Source organism: Kitasatospora sp. NPDC003701 (assembly GCF_053587085.1).
Map to the genome: position 1 here is coordinate 235,453 of NZ_JBSFNM010000004.1, position 15,242 is coordinate 250,694.

Consider the following 15,242-nt stretch of genomic DNA (forward strand, 5'->3'; position numbering starts at 1 on the left):
CGCGGCCCCGCCCGGGTCAGGCCGGTCGGACGGGGATCGCGACGAGCTCCCTGCCGTCGTCGGTCCGCACCTCGAAGTGGTCGATCTCGGTGGCCGGGTAGCCCACCCCGCCATGGGTGACCAGCGGGTCGGCCGCCCCGGGCACGCCGTAGCCGGGCGCCGGGACGGCCCACCCGGTGACGGTCTGCTCGGCGCCGGAGCGGGTGACGGCCACCAGGGAACAGCGCAGCGGGCCCTGGACGTTGCCGAGTCGCAACGCCACGTGGGTGCCCCACTTCTTGTCCTCCAGCGCGACGGTCGCCACCGCGCCCGTCCGTGCGTCGGTGGCACTGTGCTGCTCGCCGGTGTCCATCAGCCACGAGGCGGGGCTGGACGGATGGTGGTCCGCCACCGCGGCGCCGCCACCACTGCTGACGGCCGCACCGAGCAGCGGGCCGCCGATCAGCACCGCCACGGCCGCGGCCACCAGGAACAGCCGTCGGGTGCGGGCCGTCCGCCGGGCGGCCGTCACCTGGCCCACCAGGCGGTCGAGCAGCTCCGGGCCCGGCCGGGGCAGCGGGTCGGGGTCGTGGGTGCCGTCGGCGCCGCCGGTGCCCCCAGCCTCCCGCGGGGCGCCGGCCGGCGCGGTCGCCCCGGCGAAGTCGGCGAGCAGCGGCTCCAGGCCGGCGAGCTCGGCCGCCTCCTCGGCGCACCGGGCACAGCCTTCGAGGTGGGCCTCGAACTCCGCGCGCTCCCGGGGTTCGAGCAGCCCGAGGACGTAGGCGCCCACGTCCAGGTGCGTTTCTTCCGGGACGGTCACTGTGCCACTCCTCGTTCGTCGAGCGCGATCTTGAGCGAGCGCAGCGCGTAGTAGACCCGGGACCGCACGGTGGCGGGCGGGACGCCGAGCACCGAGGCGGCCTCGTTCACCGTCCGGCCCTTCAGGTAGGTCTCGGCGAGTACCTCGCGGTGCGCGTCGCTGAGCGCCTCCATCGCGTCGGACATCGCCATCAGCCGCAGTGCCGTGTCGAGTTCCTCGGCGGTCGGCAGCGGCTCCACGGCGCCGCCGCCGCTTCCGCGCGCCTGCGCGGGGAGCCCGGGCCGCTCGTCGACGGCGATCCGCCGGGCCGTGCTGACCAGCCACGGGCGCAGCGATCCCTCCCGGTGGTCCAGCCGGTGGATGTTCTGCCAGGCCCGCAGGAGGGTCGCGTGCACCACGTCCTCGGCCCGTCGGCGGTCCCCGCCCACCAGGTGGAGGACGAACCGCAGCAGCGGGGCGGCGTGGTCCCGGTGCAGGGCGCGGATCAGTTCCTCGCCCGCGTCGGTGTCGGCGCCGGCACCGGGTGGTCGCCCGGCCGCGGCCGGAGGGTATTCGCTCACGGCCGTATCGTGCCCCATGGCTCTCTCCTCGTCGAGGCCGTGGTGGGCGGCCCCGCCCCCGCCCGGCGGCCGGCGGCCGACCACCGGGCGGGGGTGCGACGGTGGGCGGTGCCGCCCACGGTCCCGTCAGTAGCCCGCGCCGGCGCCGGTGGGCTGGGCGACCGCCTGGGCCTTCTTGCCCTCGGGGGTGCTGATGAACCAGGTGCCCCCGACCCCCTGACCCTTGGTCTCGCCCGGGGCCTTGTCGTCGGCGAACCGGTACAGCGGCCAGCCGTTGAGGGTCAGCTGCTTGGTCCCGTCGGCCCTGGTCACCGAGCCGACCAGCTTGGCGTCCACGCCCTTGACGGTGGCCTGCTGGCTCACCGGCACCGGCGGCCACTTCACGGCGCAGGCGTCGTTGCAGTTGGAGGCGGAGGGCTGGGCGGTGTCCTTGTCGAAGCGGTACAGCGTGTAGTTCAGGCCGTCGACGACGATCGGTCCGAACTGCGGCGAGGTGACGGTGGCCAGTGAGCCCTTCAGCGCGGCCTGGTTCCCGCCCGGCGCGCCCGTCGTGGCCGGGGCGCCGGTCGTGGGCGTCGCGCCCGTCGTGCCGGTCGTGGGCGGTGCGGCCGGCGCGCTCGGGCCGCTCGCGGCCGGGGCGGCGGTGTCGGCGTCGGAGTTGCACGCGGTGGCGAGCAGGACGACGGCCGCGGCGGCGGCGGTGAAGGCGGCGGTACGGCGCAGAGCGTGCATGGGTCTCTCCCCCAAGGGCGTGACGTCAGGTCAAGTCGGACGTCACCGCCGCCGAGGCCGCGGATGCCGTCCGTCGCCCTTCAGTACGGCGGGGGCGGCCGAGGTGCTCAACGCCGCGGAGAAATTCTTCCGCCGATCCTCCGACCCGCCGATTCGCGCCGATTCGTGCAGATTCGTGGAGGGCGGGCGGGCTCGCGGTGGGAGGGGCCGGGCACGGGCCGGGGTTGACCCTGACCCTGCGTCAGGGTTGGAGCCTTCCCGCATGACGAATGACCTCACTTCCTCGGTTCGGCCCGCTCCGCCCGTCGGAGGCTTCCGAGAGATCGACGGCCGCCGTGTCTTCGTGCACCGGTCGGGCAGCGGCGGACCGGCCGTGGTGTTCCTGACGGGCGCCGGCGCGGTCGGCCTGGACTACTGCGGTGTGCAGCAGGGCGTTTCGCAGTTCACCACCGCCGTGGTCTACGACCGCGGCGGCACGGGCTCCAGCGACCCCCTCCCGCTGCCGCGCACCGCCGCCGCGGTCACGTCCGACAGCTGACGCGCGCCCGGTCGGCACGCCGTCGACCACGGCCGATGCTCCCCGGGCCTACTGCCCCGGCGGGTCGATCGTGATCCGCCGGGGGGCGAGCAGGCGGCCCCGGGCACCGTCGCCCCGCGTTCCCCGGGGGCGGCGGTGACCGGTCAGCCGGAGGTTTCCGTGCGGTACAGGCGGTCGATCTCCGCGTGCGGGAGCGAGAGCAGGACGGTGCGCCGCTCCTCGTCGACGGCGGTGACCGCGCTCATCGGGACCATCACCTCCCGGCCGAACACCCAGAACCCGGTGTCGACGACGAGGTGCCGCTCGTCGACGAAGTCCGAGTGCCGGTCCACCCGGCCGATCCGGCCGTCGGGGCCGTCGACCCGGTAGCCCGTCAGGTCGACGGTCCGCCCGTCCGCTCCGAGGATCTCCGCCATGTCCGCCTCCCCTGGTCGGCCCGGGCGGCCGCCCCGCTGTCGGGGGCGGCCGCCCGGGCCCGTCGATTCCGGCCGGGGCTCCGCGGACGCGTGCGTCCCGGACCCCGCGCTCGGGTCCTGCTCGTTCGGGTTCTGCTTGTTCAGGTTCTGCTCGATCGGGCCCTGTTCGTTCGGGCGTGCCGGTCAGATGACCGGTCCGCCGTAGAAGGGACCGTAGTAGCCCGCGTACCGCTCCTGGTAGTCGGTGTCGTCCTCGTGCTCGTGCCGGTCGAACTCCGGCCCGTTCCTGATCTCGTCCTTCGTCCGGTCGACGTAGGCCTTCCGCTCCTCGAAGTCGACCTGGACGACGGTGCCGGCGGGCAGCAGCACGTGCTTGCCGAAGATCCACGGGCCGGTGTCCACCACCAGGTACCGGTCGTCGGCCTGCTCGGACAGCTTGTCGATCCTGCCGATGCGTCCGTCGACCGCCTCCACCCGGAAGTCGACGAGGTCGGACCCGGTGACGTAGCCGGACGTGGAGCGGAACTCCCAGATGTTGACGTCGCTGCTCACAACCGTCTCCTTTCCGCACAGTGTGCCGTGCCGGGGGTGTCCCGGCGGTGCTCGCCCCATCGGCTGCCCCGGGTCGCCGGGTTCATGCGGGGCCGGCGTGCCCGGGTGGCGCCGTCACCGTGGCGTCACCCGACGGGAACGCCGCGGTGCGGTTGCGGTGACGCCGCGGTGACGGCGGAACGGAGAACGTGGGCGGCACACCGTGGACAGACCCGCGGACGGTGCGAAGGGAGCCAGGCCATGCCGATCAGTCCCACCTATCCCGGCGTCTACATCGACGAGTTGCCGAGCGCGGTGCGTACCGTCGTCGGGGTGCCGACGTCGATCGCCGCGTTCGTCGGGACGGCGCCGCGCGGTTCGGTGACGGACCCGGTGCGCATCACCAGCTGGTCCGACTACGAGCGCGAGTTCGGCGGGCTCGACCGGACCAGCGAGATGAGTTACGCGGTCTACCAGTTCTTCCAGAACGGCGGCGCCGAGGCGCAGGTCGTCCGGATCGTCGCGCACCGTCCGGCGGACGCCCCCGCGGGCGGGCCGACCTACCCGGCGTCCGCCACCGTCGTCCTGGCGGCCGCCTCCGGCGCGGCCGCCGACGCGATCACCCTCACCGCCGTCAGCCCCGGTGACTGGGGCAACCGTCTGCGCGCCCGGGTGGACCACCGGACCAGGGACAAGGCGGCCAGCGCCGCCGACCAGAAGAGCTTCAACCTGACCCTGCGCGACACGGCGACCGGGGTGACGGAGACCTACCTCAACATCGGGACGGCACCGGACAGCGGCAGCCGGCTGAGTGCCGCGCTCGCCGGCTCCGCCCTGGTCACCGTGCCCGCCGCGGCGGACGGCAGGCTGCCCGCGGCCGGGGCGGACGTCCCGGCCGGACAGGACCCGTTCCCGGACGGCAAGGGGGCGGGCCACGGCGACTGGTACGTCGACGCCGCGAACGGGCTGGACGGCACCGCGACCCCGGTCAGCGCCGACTACCTGGGCGAGAACTCCCCGGTCCGGGACGGCAAGCAGGGCATCTACCAGCTGTTGAAGACGGACATCTTCAACATCCTCTGCCTGCCCGGGCCGCCCGGCCAGAACGGCGACGGGAACCACCCGGCCGGGGTCCTGGCGCAGGCGGCCAGGCTCTGTCTGGACCGGCGGGCGATGCTGCTGGTGGATCCACCGGACAGCTGGCGCAGCGTCGCCGAGGTCGCGAGGGCCGGTGCGCCGGGCGGCAGCGGGCTGCCGCTGACGGGTGACCTGGCCAAGAACGCGGCGGTGTACTTCCCCCGGGTCATGATCGCCGACACCGCGCAGCAGAACATGGTCCGCGACTTCCCGCCGTGCGGGGCGGTTGCCGGGGTGTGGGCCCGTACCGATGTCGCGCGCGGGGTGTGGAAGGCCCCGGCCGGTACCGATGCCGGGCTGAGCGGGGTGGTCGCGCCGCAGCTCCTGATGACCGACCAGGAGAACGGCGTCCTCAACCCGCTCGGCGTCAACTGCCTGCGCCGGCAGCCGGTGACCGGCACCGTGGTGTGGGGAGCCCGCACGCTCAGGGGCGCCGACATCCTCGCCGACCAGTGGAAGTACGTGCCGGTCCGCCGGCTCGCGCTGTTCATCGAGGAGAGCCTGTTCCGGGGCACCCAGTGGGTGGTCTTCGAGCCGAACGACGAGCCGCTCTGGTCGTCGATCCGGCTCAACGTCGGCGCGTTCATGAACACCCTGTTCCGCCAGCGGGCCTTCCAGGGCCGCACCCCGCAGGAGGCCTACCAGGTGGTCTGCGACGCGACGAACAACCCGCAGAACGACATCGACCGGGGGATCGTCAACATCCAGGTCGGCTTCGCGCCGCTGAAGCCCGCGGAGTTCGTGATCATCCACATCCAGCAGCTGGCCGGCCAGATCCAGGTATGAGCCCGATCGGGTGACGGGTGACGGCGACGGGTGACGGCGACGGGTGACGAGGAAGGGCAGCCATGGCGGACAGCAGGACGAAGCGGCGCGACCCCTACAAGAACTTCCGGTTCCGGGTCAGGTTCGGCGGTGGAACGGACTACATCGCCGGGGTGAGCAAGGTGACCGGCTTCAAGCGCAGCACCGAGGTGATCAAGCACCGCAGCGGCGGCGACCCGGCGACCAGTGCCAAGCTCCCGGGCCGCACCGAGTACGACGCGATCACGCTGGAGCGCGGGGTCACCAACGACAAGGTGTTCGAGCAGTGGGCGAACCGGGTGTGGAGCTATCACAACTCCGGTAGCGGGCTCGAATCCTCGCTCAAGGACTTCCGCCGGGACATCGTCGTCGACGTCTTCAACGAGGCGGGCCAGAAGGTGCTGTCCTACCAGGTGTTCAACTGCTGGGTCTCGGAGTACCAGCCGGTCTCCGACCTGGACGCCAACGCCAACGCGGTCGCCATCCAGCACGTCAAGCTGGAGAACGAGGGCTGGGTCCGCGAGGACCTGCCCGAACCGGTCGAGACCGGCTTCGAAGACCCGGCCTGACCATGAGTGCGCAGACCATGGGCACCTCGACTCCGGACGGCCGGACCACGGGCTCGCGGCCGACGGCCTCGCGGAGCGGCGGCCCACAGGTGGTGGATCCGCCGGCCGTGGGCCCGCTGACCGAGGCCGGCCTGCTCGCGGTCTGGGAGGCCGGCCGGGGGAAGGACGCCGTCCGGCGGGCGCTGGTGCTCGCCGCGGCCGGCGGCGCCGACCCGTCGACGGTGGCGGACCTCGCCGTCGGCACCTGCGGGGAGCTGGTGCTCGCGCTCCGGGAGCGGTGCTTCGGCCCGACCTTCCCGTGCGCGGTCACCTGCCCGTCCTGTCACGAGGAGCTCGAACTGGAACTGAGCGCCGACGACGTCCGGGCCGGTGGGGCGGACGGCGAGCGGCGGTTGCGGGTCGAGGGCTTCGAGATCGAGTTCCGCCTGATCACCGGACGGGATCTGCTGGCCGTCGGCGCGGGCACACCGGACGCCCGGCGGGCCCTGCTCGGCCGGGTCCTGACCTCGGCCGTGGCGCACGGGGAGCGGGTCGGCCCCGAAGGCCTGCCGGACGCGGTGCTGGACGCGCTCGCCGGCGCCCTGTCCGCGCAGGACCCGCAGGCGGACGTCCGGCTGGAGCTGGACTGCGTGGCGTGCGGGCACGCCTGGGCGTCGCCGTTCGACGCCACCGCCCACCTGTGGGCGGAACTGGACGCCTACGCGCGGAGGCTGGTGCACGACGTGCATGTGCTGGCGAGCGCGTACGGCTGGTCGGAGGACGAGGTGCTCGCGATCGGTCCGGCGCGTCGGCAGTGCTATCTGGAACTGGTGACGGGATGACCGACTTCGTGAGCCGCCTACTGGGTGTGGCCGATGCGGGCAGTCCGCCGATCCGGCCGCTGACCGGATCACTGTTCGAGCCCCGGCAGGCCCGGCACCCGGCGCAGGACCAGCTGCCGGTGCCGGGCGGGTCGACCGGGAGCCCGGCCGTGCCGCTGACCGATCCCGTCGGTGCACGGTCCGCCGCCCCGGCCGGCCCGGGGCGCTCTGCCGGGGCACCCGGCCGGGGGCAGGCGGCCGATCCGCCTGGCCAGCGGCGGGCCCCTGCCGGGCGGCCCGGCCCGGAGGAGCGGTCGGCCGCACTGCCGGGGCACCGGCCGCAGGCACCGGGTGAGGTGCCGCCTCCGTCGGTGGGCGGGACCGTCCCGCCCGCCGCCCGGCCGTCCGGAGGGCCGGAGGCCTCCGACCGGGCCCGCCCGGCCGACGGCCGGCACCGGGCCGACGGCCACCGCCCGGCCGGTGCGCTCCGACGGGGCTCGGCAGCAGCGGCCGACCCCGCAGCTGGCCCCACGATTGATCCCACGGCCGACCCCGCGACCGACCCCACGACCGATCCGGTGACCGGCCCCGTGACCGAGCCCGTCCGGGAGCACCCCGTACGGCCGCTCCACACCGCGCAGCGCCCACCGGAGCCCGCCCCGGCGGCGCCGTGGCCGCAGCGGCGGCAGGGGCCCGCCGCCGGGCCGACCGTGCACATCACCATCGGCCGGGTCGAGGTCAGGGCGCCCCGGGAGACCCCCGCGCCGGCTCCTCGGCGGCCCGAACGGCAGCCGGCGACCAGCCTCGACGAGTACCTGCGCACACGGTCGGGAGGTGACCGCCGATGAGTGACGAGGAGGCGATCGCCGCCGTCACCAAGACACTGAGCGGGCTCGTCCTCGGCGCGCTCGCCGACGTCGCCGGAGCGGGCGTGGACACCCGGCCGCCCAACGAGCTGGCCAACGGCACCCGCGACAGGCTGGTGAACATCTACCTGTTCCAGGCCGACGTGTCCGGAGCGCTGCGCAACGCGGACCGGCCGGACCAGAGACCCGGGGAGAGCGGGGGCCGGCCGTTCCCGCTGGTGCTGCACTACCTGATCACCCCGTTCGTCCGGCACGACCCGGGCCTCGACGCGCACCGGCTGCTCGCCCGCGCCGTCCGGGCGCTGCACGACAACCCGGTGCTGCAGCGCGGCGAGCTCGCGGCCTTCGCACCGGACAGCGACGTCGCCGACCAGCTGGACCGGATCAGGATCACCTGGCAGCCGTTCGGCGAGAAGGACATCTACGCGCTCTGGTCGGCCTTCCAGACGCCGTACCGGATGTCGGTGGCCTACGAGGTGAGCGCGGTGCTGATCGACAGCCGCCGCGCGCCCACCGCACCGGTGCCCGTGCTCAAGCGGGGCCGCAACGACGAGGGGCCCGGCGCGGCGGCCGGCCTGCCGCTCGGCCTGCCCGCCCTCACCGCGGCCGTCCCACCGGCCCGCCAGCCGGCCGCCCGGCCGGGCGAGCAGGTGTCGCTGCGCGGCCACGGGCTGTCGGCCCGCTCCGCCGAGGTCCGGCTGAGTCATCCGCTGCTGCCGGCCCAGGTGGTGGTACCGCTGGCCCCGGGTGCGCTCACCGACGGCGAGGCGCGGTTCACCGTGGGAGCCGCCGGCATGCCGGCGGGGCTCTGGTCGGTGGGGCTCGCGCTCACCACGCAGGTCACCGAGGGCGGGGTGCCCCGGTCGGTGGTGACCGTCACCAACGAGGTGCCGCTCGCGGTCGCGCCCCGGATCACCCGGCTGCCGGCGACCGTGCCGCAGGCGGCGGACGGCAGCGCGGTGATCGAGCTGACCTGCGCCCCGGCGCCGCTGCCCGGCCAGCCGGTGCTGCTCGTCTTCGACGGGCGGGCCGTGCCGCCCGACCCGCCCGGCCCCGGCGCGCCACGGCCGGCGGGCAGCGCCCGGTTCACCGTGCCGCACGCGGCGAAGGGGCGGCATCCGGTCCGGCTGCGGGTGGCCGGCGTGGACAGCCTGCTGATCGACCGTTCGGGAGCCCGGCCGGCCTTCGACCCGACCCAATCGGTGGCGGTGATCTGATGACGGACCCGCAGAGCGTCGGGGTGGGCGAGCCGGCCGGGCCGGAGGAGGCCAACAGCAGGTTCCTCGCCGCCTCGCTGGCATGGCTGCGGCTCCTGCTGAGGCGGCGGATCGCCGACGGTCCGGCGTCCGAGGAGTCGGCCGGCCCGGCGTACCGGCAGCCGGCCGGCCCGGTCCCGGACGGGAGCGCGCCGGCCGCCCGGCCCGGCCGGGCCCGCCTCTTCCGCCGCACCGGACCCGGGCCGTCGCCCGTCGCCGCCGGTCGGCGGGTGACGGAGCAGCAGATCGAGGCGGCCGCACGGGCGGTCCGGGACGCCGAGGAGGTCTCGCCCCCGCCCCCGCTGGTCCAGCTCGCCGACCGGCTCGGGCTGTCCCGGTTCGAGCGCGACACCCTCCTGCTGTGCGTGGCCGCCGAACTCGACCCCTCGATCACCCGGCTGTACGCCCGCGCGCAGGGCAACGAGCGGCCGGCCCCCCCGACGTTCGCGCTGGCACTGGCGCTGCTGCCCGACCCGGCCTGGGACGCGCTCTCCCCGCAGGGCGGACTGCGGTACTGGCGGCTCCTGGAGATCACCCGGACCGTCGGCCAGGGCCTGGTCGCCGGTGCGCTGCGGGCCGACGAACGGATCGTCAACCACGTCAAGGGCCTGAACCACCTCGACGACCGGCTCGCGCTGCTGATCGAACGCCTCGACCCGGGGCCGGCGGAGGAGCTGCCGCCCTCCCAACAGGCCGTCGCCGACGAGATCGTCCGCACCTGGCGGCGGCCCGGCGTCCCGCTGGTCCAACTCGTCGGCCCCGACGGCCCGGACGGCGCGGGCAAGCGGGCGGTGGCCGCCAGGGCTGCGGCCGCGAGCGGGCTGGTCGCCTGTCGGCTGCCGACCGGGCTGCTCCCGGCCGCACCGGCGGAGTCGGACGAGCTGGCCCGGCTCTGGCAGCGCGAGTCGGTCCTGCTGCCGCTCGCGCTCTACCTCGACGCCGGGGACGCGGGGCCCGGCGAGCCGGGGCCGGCCCGGTTCCTGGCCCGCACGGGTGGCAGTGCCCGCCTGCTGGCCGGCCGGGAGAGCCGCCCCGACCTCGGCCCGGCCCCGGCGGTGGTCGAGCTCGCGCCGCCGACCCCGGCCGAGCGGGCCGAGGCCTGGCGGGCCGAGTACGGCCCGGGCGGGCAGACGGACGCGCTCGCGGCGCAGTTCGGCCTGGAACTGTCCGCGATCCGGGAGGTGGCGGCCGCGGCCGCCGGTGACCCGGCCGCCGCCTGGCGGGCCTGCCGGCTGCGCACCCGGCCGCGCCTGGACGCCCTCGCCCAGCGGCTGGAGACCAGGGTGACCTGGGAGGACATCGTGCTGCCCGAGGACGCCCGCCGGGCGCTCCGGGAGATCGCCGACCAGCTGGCGCACCGCACCACGGTGTACGAGACCTGGGGGTTCGGCGAGCGCGTCACCCGGGGGCTCGGCCTGGGCGCGCTGTTCGCCGGGCCGAGCGGCGCGGGCAAGACGATGGCCGCCGAGGTGCTCGCCCAGCACCTCCGGCTCGACCTCTACCGGATCGACCTGTCCGCCGTGGTGAGCAAGTACATCGGCGAGACCGAGAAGAACCTGGGCCGGCTGTTCGACGCGGCGGAGGGCGGCGGCTCGATCCTGTTCTTCGACGAGGCGGACGCGCTGTTCGGCAAGCGCAGCGAGGTCAAGGACGCGCACGACCGCTACGCCAACATCGAGGTCAACTACCTGCTGCAGCGGATGGAGAGCCACCGGGGGCTGGCCGTGCTGGCCACCAACCTCCGCTCGGCGCTGGACGGCGCGTTCCTGCGGCGGCTGCGGTTCATCGTGGAGTTCGAGTTCCCCGGCCCCGACCAGCGCCGCGAGATCTGGGAGAAGGCGTTCCCGGCGGCCGCGCCGCGCGACGCGCTCGACTACCGGCGGCTCGCCCGGCTGCCGGCCAGCGGCGGCATGATCCGCAACATCGCGCTCAACGCGGCCTTCCTGGCGGCCGCGGCGCGGAGCCCGATCACCATGCCGACGGTGCTCGCCGCGGCGCGCAGCGAGTTCCTGAAGCTCGAACTCCCGATGACCGAGCGTGACTTCGCGTGGGAAGGAACCCCGGAGCGATGAGGATCGAACTGCACATCGAGCGGCTGGTCCTCGACGGGGTCGGCGCGGATCCCGGCGAGCTCGGGACGGCCCTGCACGCCGAGCTGACCAGGCTGCTCGCCGCGGCGCCGGCCGGGGCCTGGGGCGAGTCGCGCAGCGTACCCGGCCTCGCCGCCCCGCAGGCCCGCGGCGGACACCGGCCGGCCGCGCTCGGAGCGGCCGTCGCCCGATCCGTCCACAGCGCACTGGTGCGCCCGCACCTGGAGGTGGGCGGATGACCGGGAAGGCGGTGGTGCCCGCCGAGGCGGCCCGGCAGCCGGTGAGCCACCGGGAGCGGGGCGCGGCGCAGGCGCCCGCGTACGACGCCGCGCGGTGCGGCGGCGCCTGCGCCGGGCACACCGGCGTGATCCAGCGCTTCGCGACCGGTGCCGGGGCCGTGCCCGGGGCCAGGGCCGCCCGCGGTGTCGTCGAGATCGACGCCGACGCCGACGCCGAGTACGACTACGACGCGCTCGGGCGGGTGCTCGACACCCCGGGCCGGGCGCTTCCCCCCGCCGTCCGCGCGGACATGGAACAGCGGCTGGGCAGCGACTTCAGCGCGGTCCGGGTCCACTCCGGGGACGCCGCCCGCCGCTCCGCCGTCGCGGTTGGCGCGCGGGCGTGGACGGCCGGCTCGCACATCGTGTTCCGCGACGGCCTGCCGGACACCGACACCCGGGCCGGCCGGCTGCTGCTCGCCCACGAACTCGCCCACGTCGTCCAGCAGTCCGCCGGACCGGTGGCCGGCCGCGATCTCGGCGGCGGGCTGCGGGTCAGCGAGCCCGGCGACCGGTTCGAACGCGAGGCGGAGGCCGTCGCCGACCGTGCGGAGCGCACCGGGCCGCTGCCCGCCCCGGTCCGGCCCGCCCCGGCTCCGGCCGGGATCCGGGTGGTGCAGCGGTTCGAGGCGCCCGTGCACGAGGCGGCCGAGCGGGTCGGCCTCACCACCGACACCGCCGGGCGCGAGGACCCGTCGGCCTTCAGCAACGAGGAGGCCGGCGCGGTCTACTTCGGCAACTGGATGCGCGACCTCAACCAGGTCTTCGTCCCGCTCGCCCTGCGCATCCTGCCGGCGGACGTGCTGTTCTCGATGCTGTCCTACATGGCCGCCAAGAAGTTCGGCCGGAGCATGACCCCCGAGCAGTTCGGCTACTACATCCCCGCCGAGCACATCGACAACCCCGGCGGGCTCACCTCCACCGACGACCTGCTGGCCGGCCCGCCCGCCGTCACCGCCGCGCCGCCGGTCGCCGGCGCCCGGGCCCGGCCGCCGGCGGCGGTGACCGCCCAGGAGCCGCCCGAACCGGTCGCCCCCGTGCAGCAGGGCGCGCCGGGCACCGCCGCACCGGTCTTCTCGGTGGACCGGGCAGGCGTGCTCGCCTACATCAGGCGGACCAACCTGCACGTGGAGCGGCGGCTGGAACTGGCGGTGCAACGAGGGCGCACCACCGACGGGCTGCTCCACTTCGGCGCCGCGCTGCACGCCGTCGAGGACCTGTTCGCGCACTCCAACTGGGTCGAGATCGCGGTGAACAAGGTGCTGCGCGAGCACGCCGACCTGCTGCCCGGGCTCAAGGGCGCCGACCGGACGGCCTTCGCCTTCCTGCCGTCGGTCGACGTCGGGCGCGGACCGGCCGCACTGCGCAACCGCCCGGTGCTGTCCACCGGCACGTTCCTCGGCGCCGACACGAAGATCTCGCTGACCAGCGAGTTCGTGAAGTTCCTCCTGACGCCGCTGCCCGATCCCAAGACCATCGCGGAGGCCAAGAGCGAGGAGCGGTTCATCGAGGCCGAACTGCGGGTGACGGGCCACCTGCTCCAGAACAACAAGCAGTTCCGGGACGGCCTGCGGCAGACCCTGCTCGGGGCGCTGGGCTCCTACGGGCGGCCGCCGTACAGCGCGGTGACCGGCCGGGCGGTCGAGACCCTGCTGAGCCTGCCGATGGACCAGATCTACCACCTGGGCACGCTGCTGCCCGCGATCGTCCCGCAGTCGGTGCGCGACGTCACCGTGGTCGCCGTCCAGCGGGCCATCCGGGCGGGCATCCACGAGCACCTCATGGTGCCCGCCGCCAAGCGCTTCCAGGCCGAGGCGCTGGGCGCCCAGGTGGCCGACACCAGCCTGATCGTCGCGCTGCGGGAGGCCCGCGCCCGGCAGGCCCGCACCGCGACCCCCGAGGCCGAACGCCGCGCCATGGAGCTGGAGGGGCGCTTCACCGGCCGCAGCGTGGCCGACCAGGAACGCGAGGGCCGTGCGGCCGCCGCCCGGCGCGAACGCAATCTCCAGGCCACGCCCGAGCCGACGATCGCCGGTCCGTCGCACAGCCAGATCGCCAAGGACCACGCGGACAGCCCGTTCTTCGGTCTGGCGTTCAAGGTCGCGACCGTCGCCGACCGCCGTCTGCGGGAGCGGATCACCGAGGCCTGGGCGGAGGCGGGCGGCGGGCCCACCCGGCGGCTCGGCTTCGACGCCGCCGCCTGGCCGGCCGGCACGGAGGCCGAACGGGAGCAGCGCGACCTCTTCCTGCAGACCCGCGCCCGGCGCGACCGCGAGGAGACCGAGAGCCGGGCGGCCGGGCTGCGCATCGCCGCACGGGGCAACGTCGAGCCGGCCGCGTTCGACCTCGCCGCGATGCGGACCGAGACCGCCGAGCGGATCCGCGCGGTCGCGGCCCTGCTGCGCGCCACGGCCGGCGCCCCGGACCAGGTGGGCGGCCGGCTGCAGCAACTGCGCGGCTGGCTGGGCACCGTCGCCCCGGACGATCCCGAGCTGGCGAAGATCAACCGGGAGCTGCAGGCCGCGGCCGACGCGGCCCGGCAGGCCGGCCAGGGCCGGACGGCCGTGAGCACCGCCGCCCTCGCCGACCAGCTCGACGCCGACGCGGCCGTGGTCGCCGCGGCCGTCACCCAGCCGCAGCGGCAGGCGGCGCACGAGCGGCTCGACCGGTCCCGGGCCGCGGCACTCGGAGTGCTGGCCGCCACCCCCGACCTCCGCTCCGGCACCGCCGGGGTGGTCCTGCTGGTGCTGGACCAGCAGATCGCCGACACGGCGCCGACCTTCTACACCGAGCAGCGCGAGGTGGCCGAAGGCCGCCGCCACCTCGCCGAACACACCGGACCGCGCACCTTCACCCTCCGTGAGGTCACCCTCCCCGACCTGAGCGGCCGGCCGCCCGGCCTGAAGCACCTGCTGGAGGAGTCCAGGCGGCTGCTCGACCACCCGTACGAGAGCACCTGGTGGGAGCAGACCGTGATCGAGCACATCCGCGCGCACGCCGACCAGATCGCCACCGACATCGCGGCCCGCAGCACGGGCGTGCCGGTGCTGCGCCGGACCGGGCAGACCCGGGAGACCCGCCGGCACGAGCAGGGGGAGACACCATGAGCGGGCCCACGGCCGCGCCGTCGCCGACGGAGGTGCGGGAGTGAGTACCTTCCCCGGGGCGCTGAACCCGGTGCGCGGCGGGTTCGTGCTCGTCGACCCGGACCGCGGCACGGTGCTGCGGACCATCCCGTTCCAGTACAACCCGGACACCCTCACCAGGACGCTGACGCCGCAGGGCATCGGCAGCGAGCCGGGTGACCGGTTGGAAGTCCTGCGGCTCAAGGGTCCCGCGCAGGAACAGTTCAGGTTCGACGCCGAGTTCGACGCGACGGCCGAGCCGGAGAAGTACCCGGACGGCCTGTATCCGGTGCTCTCCGCGCTGGAGCTGACGATGTACCCGACGGTGCGGCAGCTGCAGCGCGAGGACGCGCTGGCACGCGAGGGGCAGATCGAGGTCGCGCCGCTGGAGTCCGCGCTGCTGGTCCTGGTGCTGGGGCCGAAGCGGGTGGTGCCCGTGCGGATCACCGAGTTCTCCGTCACCGAGGAGTTCTTCGACCAGGCCCTCAACCCGATCCGGGCGAAGGTGGGCCTCGGTGTGCGGGTGCTCACCGTCGACGACCTCGGGCACCGGCACCACGGCGGCGTGCTCTACCTCACCTACCAGGGGCGCAAGGAGGGCTTCGCGCAGACCGTCCGCCATCCGATCTCCGACCTCGGCACACCCCGCGTCTGACGGGCCGGGACTTCCCCGGGCACCGGGGCGCCCGGACCGATCCCGGCACCGGGCCGGCAGAAGTCGGACCGGCAGGAGTCGGAGCG

General features: G+C 75.2%; 14 protein-coding genes. 9 read left to right on the top strand and 5 right to left on the bottom strand.

Annotated features, from left to right (window positions below; genetic code table 11):
• Positions 1-16: 16 nt before the first annotated feature.
• From ACWDRR_RS06160 to ACWDRR_RS06170, 3 genes are all read right to left on the bottom strand, one after another.
• On the bottom strand, positions 17-799 hold the full coding sequence (locus tag ACWDRR_RS06160) for an anti-sigma factor family protein (protein ID WP_449770992.1): 783 nt from the start codon (positions 797-799) through the stop codon (positions 17-19).
• The gene (locus tag ACWDRR_RS06165) at positions 796-1,377 is read right to left on the bottom strand and encodes a sigma-70 family RNA polymerase sigma factor (RefSeq protein ID WP_449770993.1); all 582 of its coding nucleotides are present in this window, start codon (positions 1,375-1,377) and stop codon (positions 796-798) included. The genes ACWDRR_RS06160 and ACWDRR_RS06165 overlap by 4 nt, the downstream gene beginning before the upstream one ends.
• Before the next feature lie 108 nt (positions 1,378-1,485).
• Positions 1,486-2,091 carry a hypothetical protein gene (locus ACWDRR_RS06170; protein WP_449770994.1) on the bottom strand — a complete coding sequence of 202 codons (606 nt, stop codon included), beginning with the start codon at positions 2,089-2,091 and terminating at the stop codon, positions 1,486-1,488.
• A 262-nt stretch (positions 2,092-2,353) separates the two neighbouring features.
• On the opposite strand from ACWDRR_RS06170, the gene ACWDRR_RS06175 reads away from it, so the two are divergent.
• The gene (locus tag ACWDRR_RS06175; RefSeq protein ID WP_449770995.1) at positions 2,354-2,629 is read left to right on the top strand and encodes an alpha/beta fold hydrolase; all 276 of its coding nucleotides are present in this window, start codon (positions 2,354-2,356) and stop codon (positions 2,627-2,629) included.
• A 143-nt stretch (positions 2,630-2,772) separates the two neighbouring features.
• On the opposite strand, the gene ACWDRR_RS06180 is transcribed toward ACWDRR_RS06175, so the two are convergent.
• Together ACWDRR_RS06180 and ACWDRR_RS06185 are read right to left on the bottom strand one after the other, a co-directional pair.
• Positions 2,773-3,045, bottom strand: a complete 273-nt coding sequence (locus tag ACWDRR_RS06180) for a hypothetical protein (RefSeq protein ID WP_449770996.1) — start codon at positions 3,043-3,045, stop codon at positions 2,773-2,775.
• A gap of 183 nt (positions 3,046-3,228) precedes the next feature.
• Positions 3,229-3,597, bottom strand: coding sequence for a PRC-barrel domain-containing protein (locus ACWDRR_RS06185; RefSeq protein ID WP_449770997.1), 369 nt, complete (start codon positions 3,595-3,597; stop codon positions 3,229-3,231).
• 240 nt (positions 3,598-3,837) lie between these two features.
• Here ACWDRR_RS06185 and ACWDRR_RS06190 point away from each other — a divergent pair, with 240 nt between their 5' ends.
• The 8 genes from ACWDRR_RS06190 (at position 3,838) to ACWDRR_RS06225 (ending at position 15,156) form a co-directional block, all read left to right on the top strand.
• Positions 3,838-5,499, top strand: a complete 1,662-nt coding sequence (locus tag ACWDRR_RS06190; protein WP_449770998.1) for a phage tail sheath family protein — start codon at positions 3,838-3,840, stop codon at positions 5,497-5,499.
• Positions 5,500-5,561: 62 nt separating this feature from the next.
• Positions 5,562-6,086 carry a phage tail protein gene (locus tag ACWDRR_RS06195; RefSeq protein WP_387894643.1) on the top strand — a complete coding sequence of 175 codons (525 nt, stop codon included), beginning with the start codon at positions 5,562-5,564 and terminating at the stop codon, positions 6,084-6,086.
• A 2-nt stretch (positions 6,087-6,088) separates the two neighbouring features.
• The gene (locus ACWDRR_RS06200; RefSeq protein ID WP_449770999.1) at positions 6,089-6,907 is read left to right on the top strand and encodes a hypothetical protein; all 819 of its coding nucleotides are present in this window, start codon (positions 6,089-6,091) and stop codon (positions 6,905-6,907) included.
• Positions 6,908-7,730: 823 nt separating this feature from the next.
• On the top strand, positions 7,731-8,969 hold the full coding sequence (locus ACWDRR_RS06205) for a DUF4255 domain-containing protein (protein WP_449771000.1): 1,239 nt from the start codon (positions 7,731-7,733) through the stop codon (positions 8,967-8,969).
• Positions 8,969-11,080: an ATP-binding protein gene (locus ACWDRR_RS06210; protein WP_449771001.1), complete on the top strand. Its 2,112-nt coding sequence runs from the start codon at positions 8,969-8,971 to the stop codon at positions 11,078-11,080. Before ACWDRR_RS06205 ends, ACWDRR_RS06210 begins: the two co-directional genes overlap by 1 nt.
• A complete protein-coding gene (locus ACWDRR_RS06215; RefSeq protein WP_449771002.1) occupies positions 11,077-11,337 on the top strand; it encodes a hypothetical protein in 261 nt (86 codons plus the stop codon). Before ACWDRR_RS06210 ends, ACWDRR_RS06215 begins: the two co-directional genes overlap by 4 nt.
• The gene (locus ACWDRR_RS06220) at positions 11,334-14,483 is read left to right on the top strand and encodes an eCIS core domain-containing protein (RefSeq protein WP_449771003.1); all 3,150 of its coding nucleotides are present in this window, start codon (positions 11,334-11,336) and stop codon (positions 14,481-14,483) included. The genes ACWDRR_RS06215 and ACWDRR_RS06220 overlap by 4 nt, the downstream gene beginning before the upstream one ends.
• A 40-nt stretch (positions 14,484-14,523) precedes the next feature.
• Positions 14,524-15,156: a hypothetical protein gene (locus ACWDRR_RS06225; protein ID WP_449771004.1), complete on the top strand. Its 633-nt coding sequence runs from the start codon at positions 14,524-14,526 to the stop codon at positions 15,154-15,156.
• Positions 15,157-15,242: the final 86 nt, after the last annotated feature.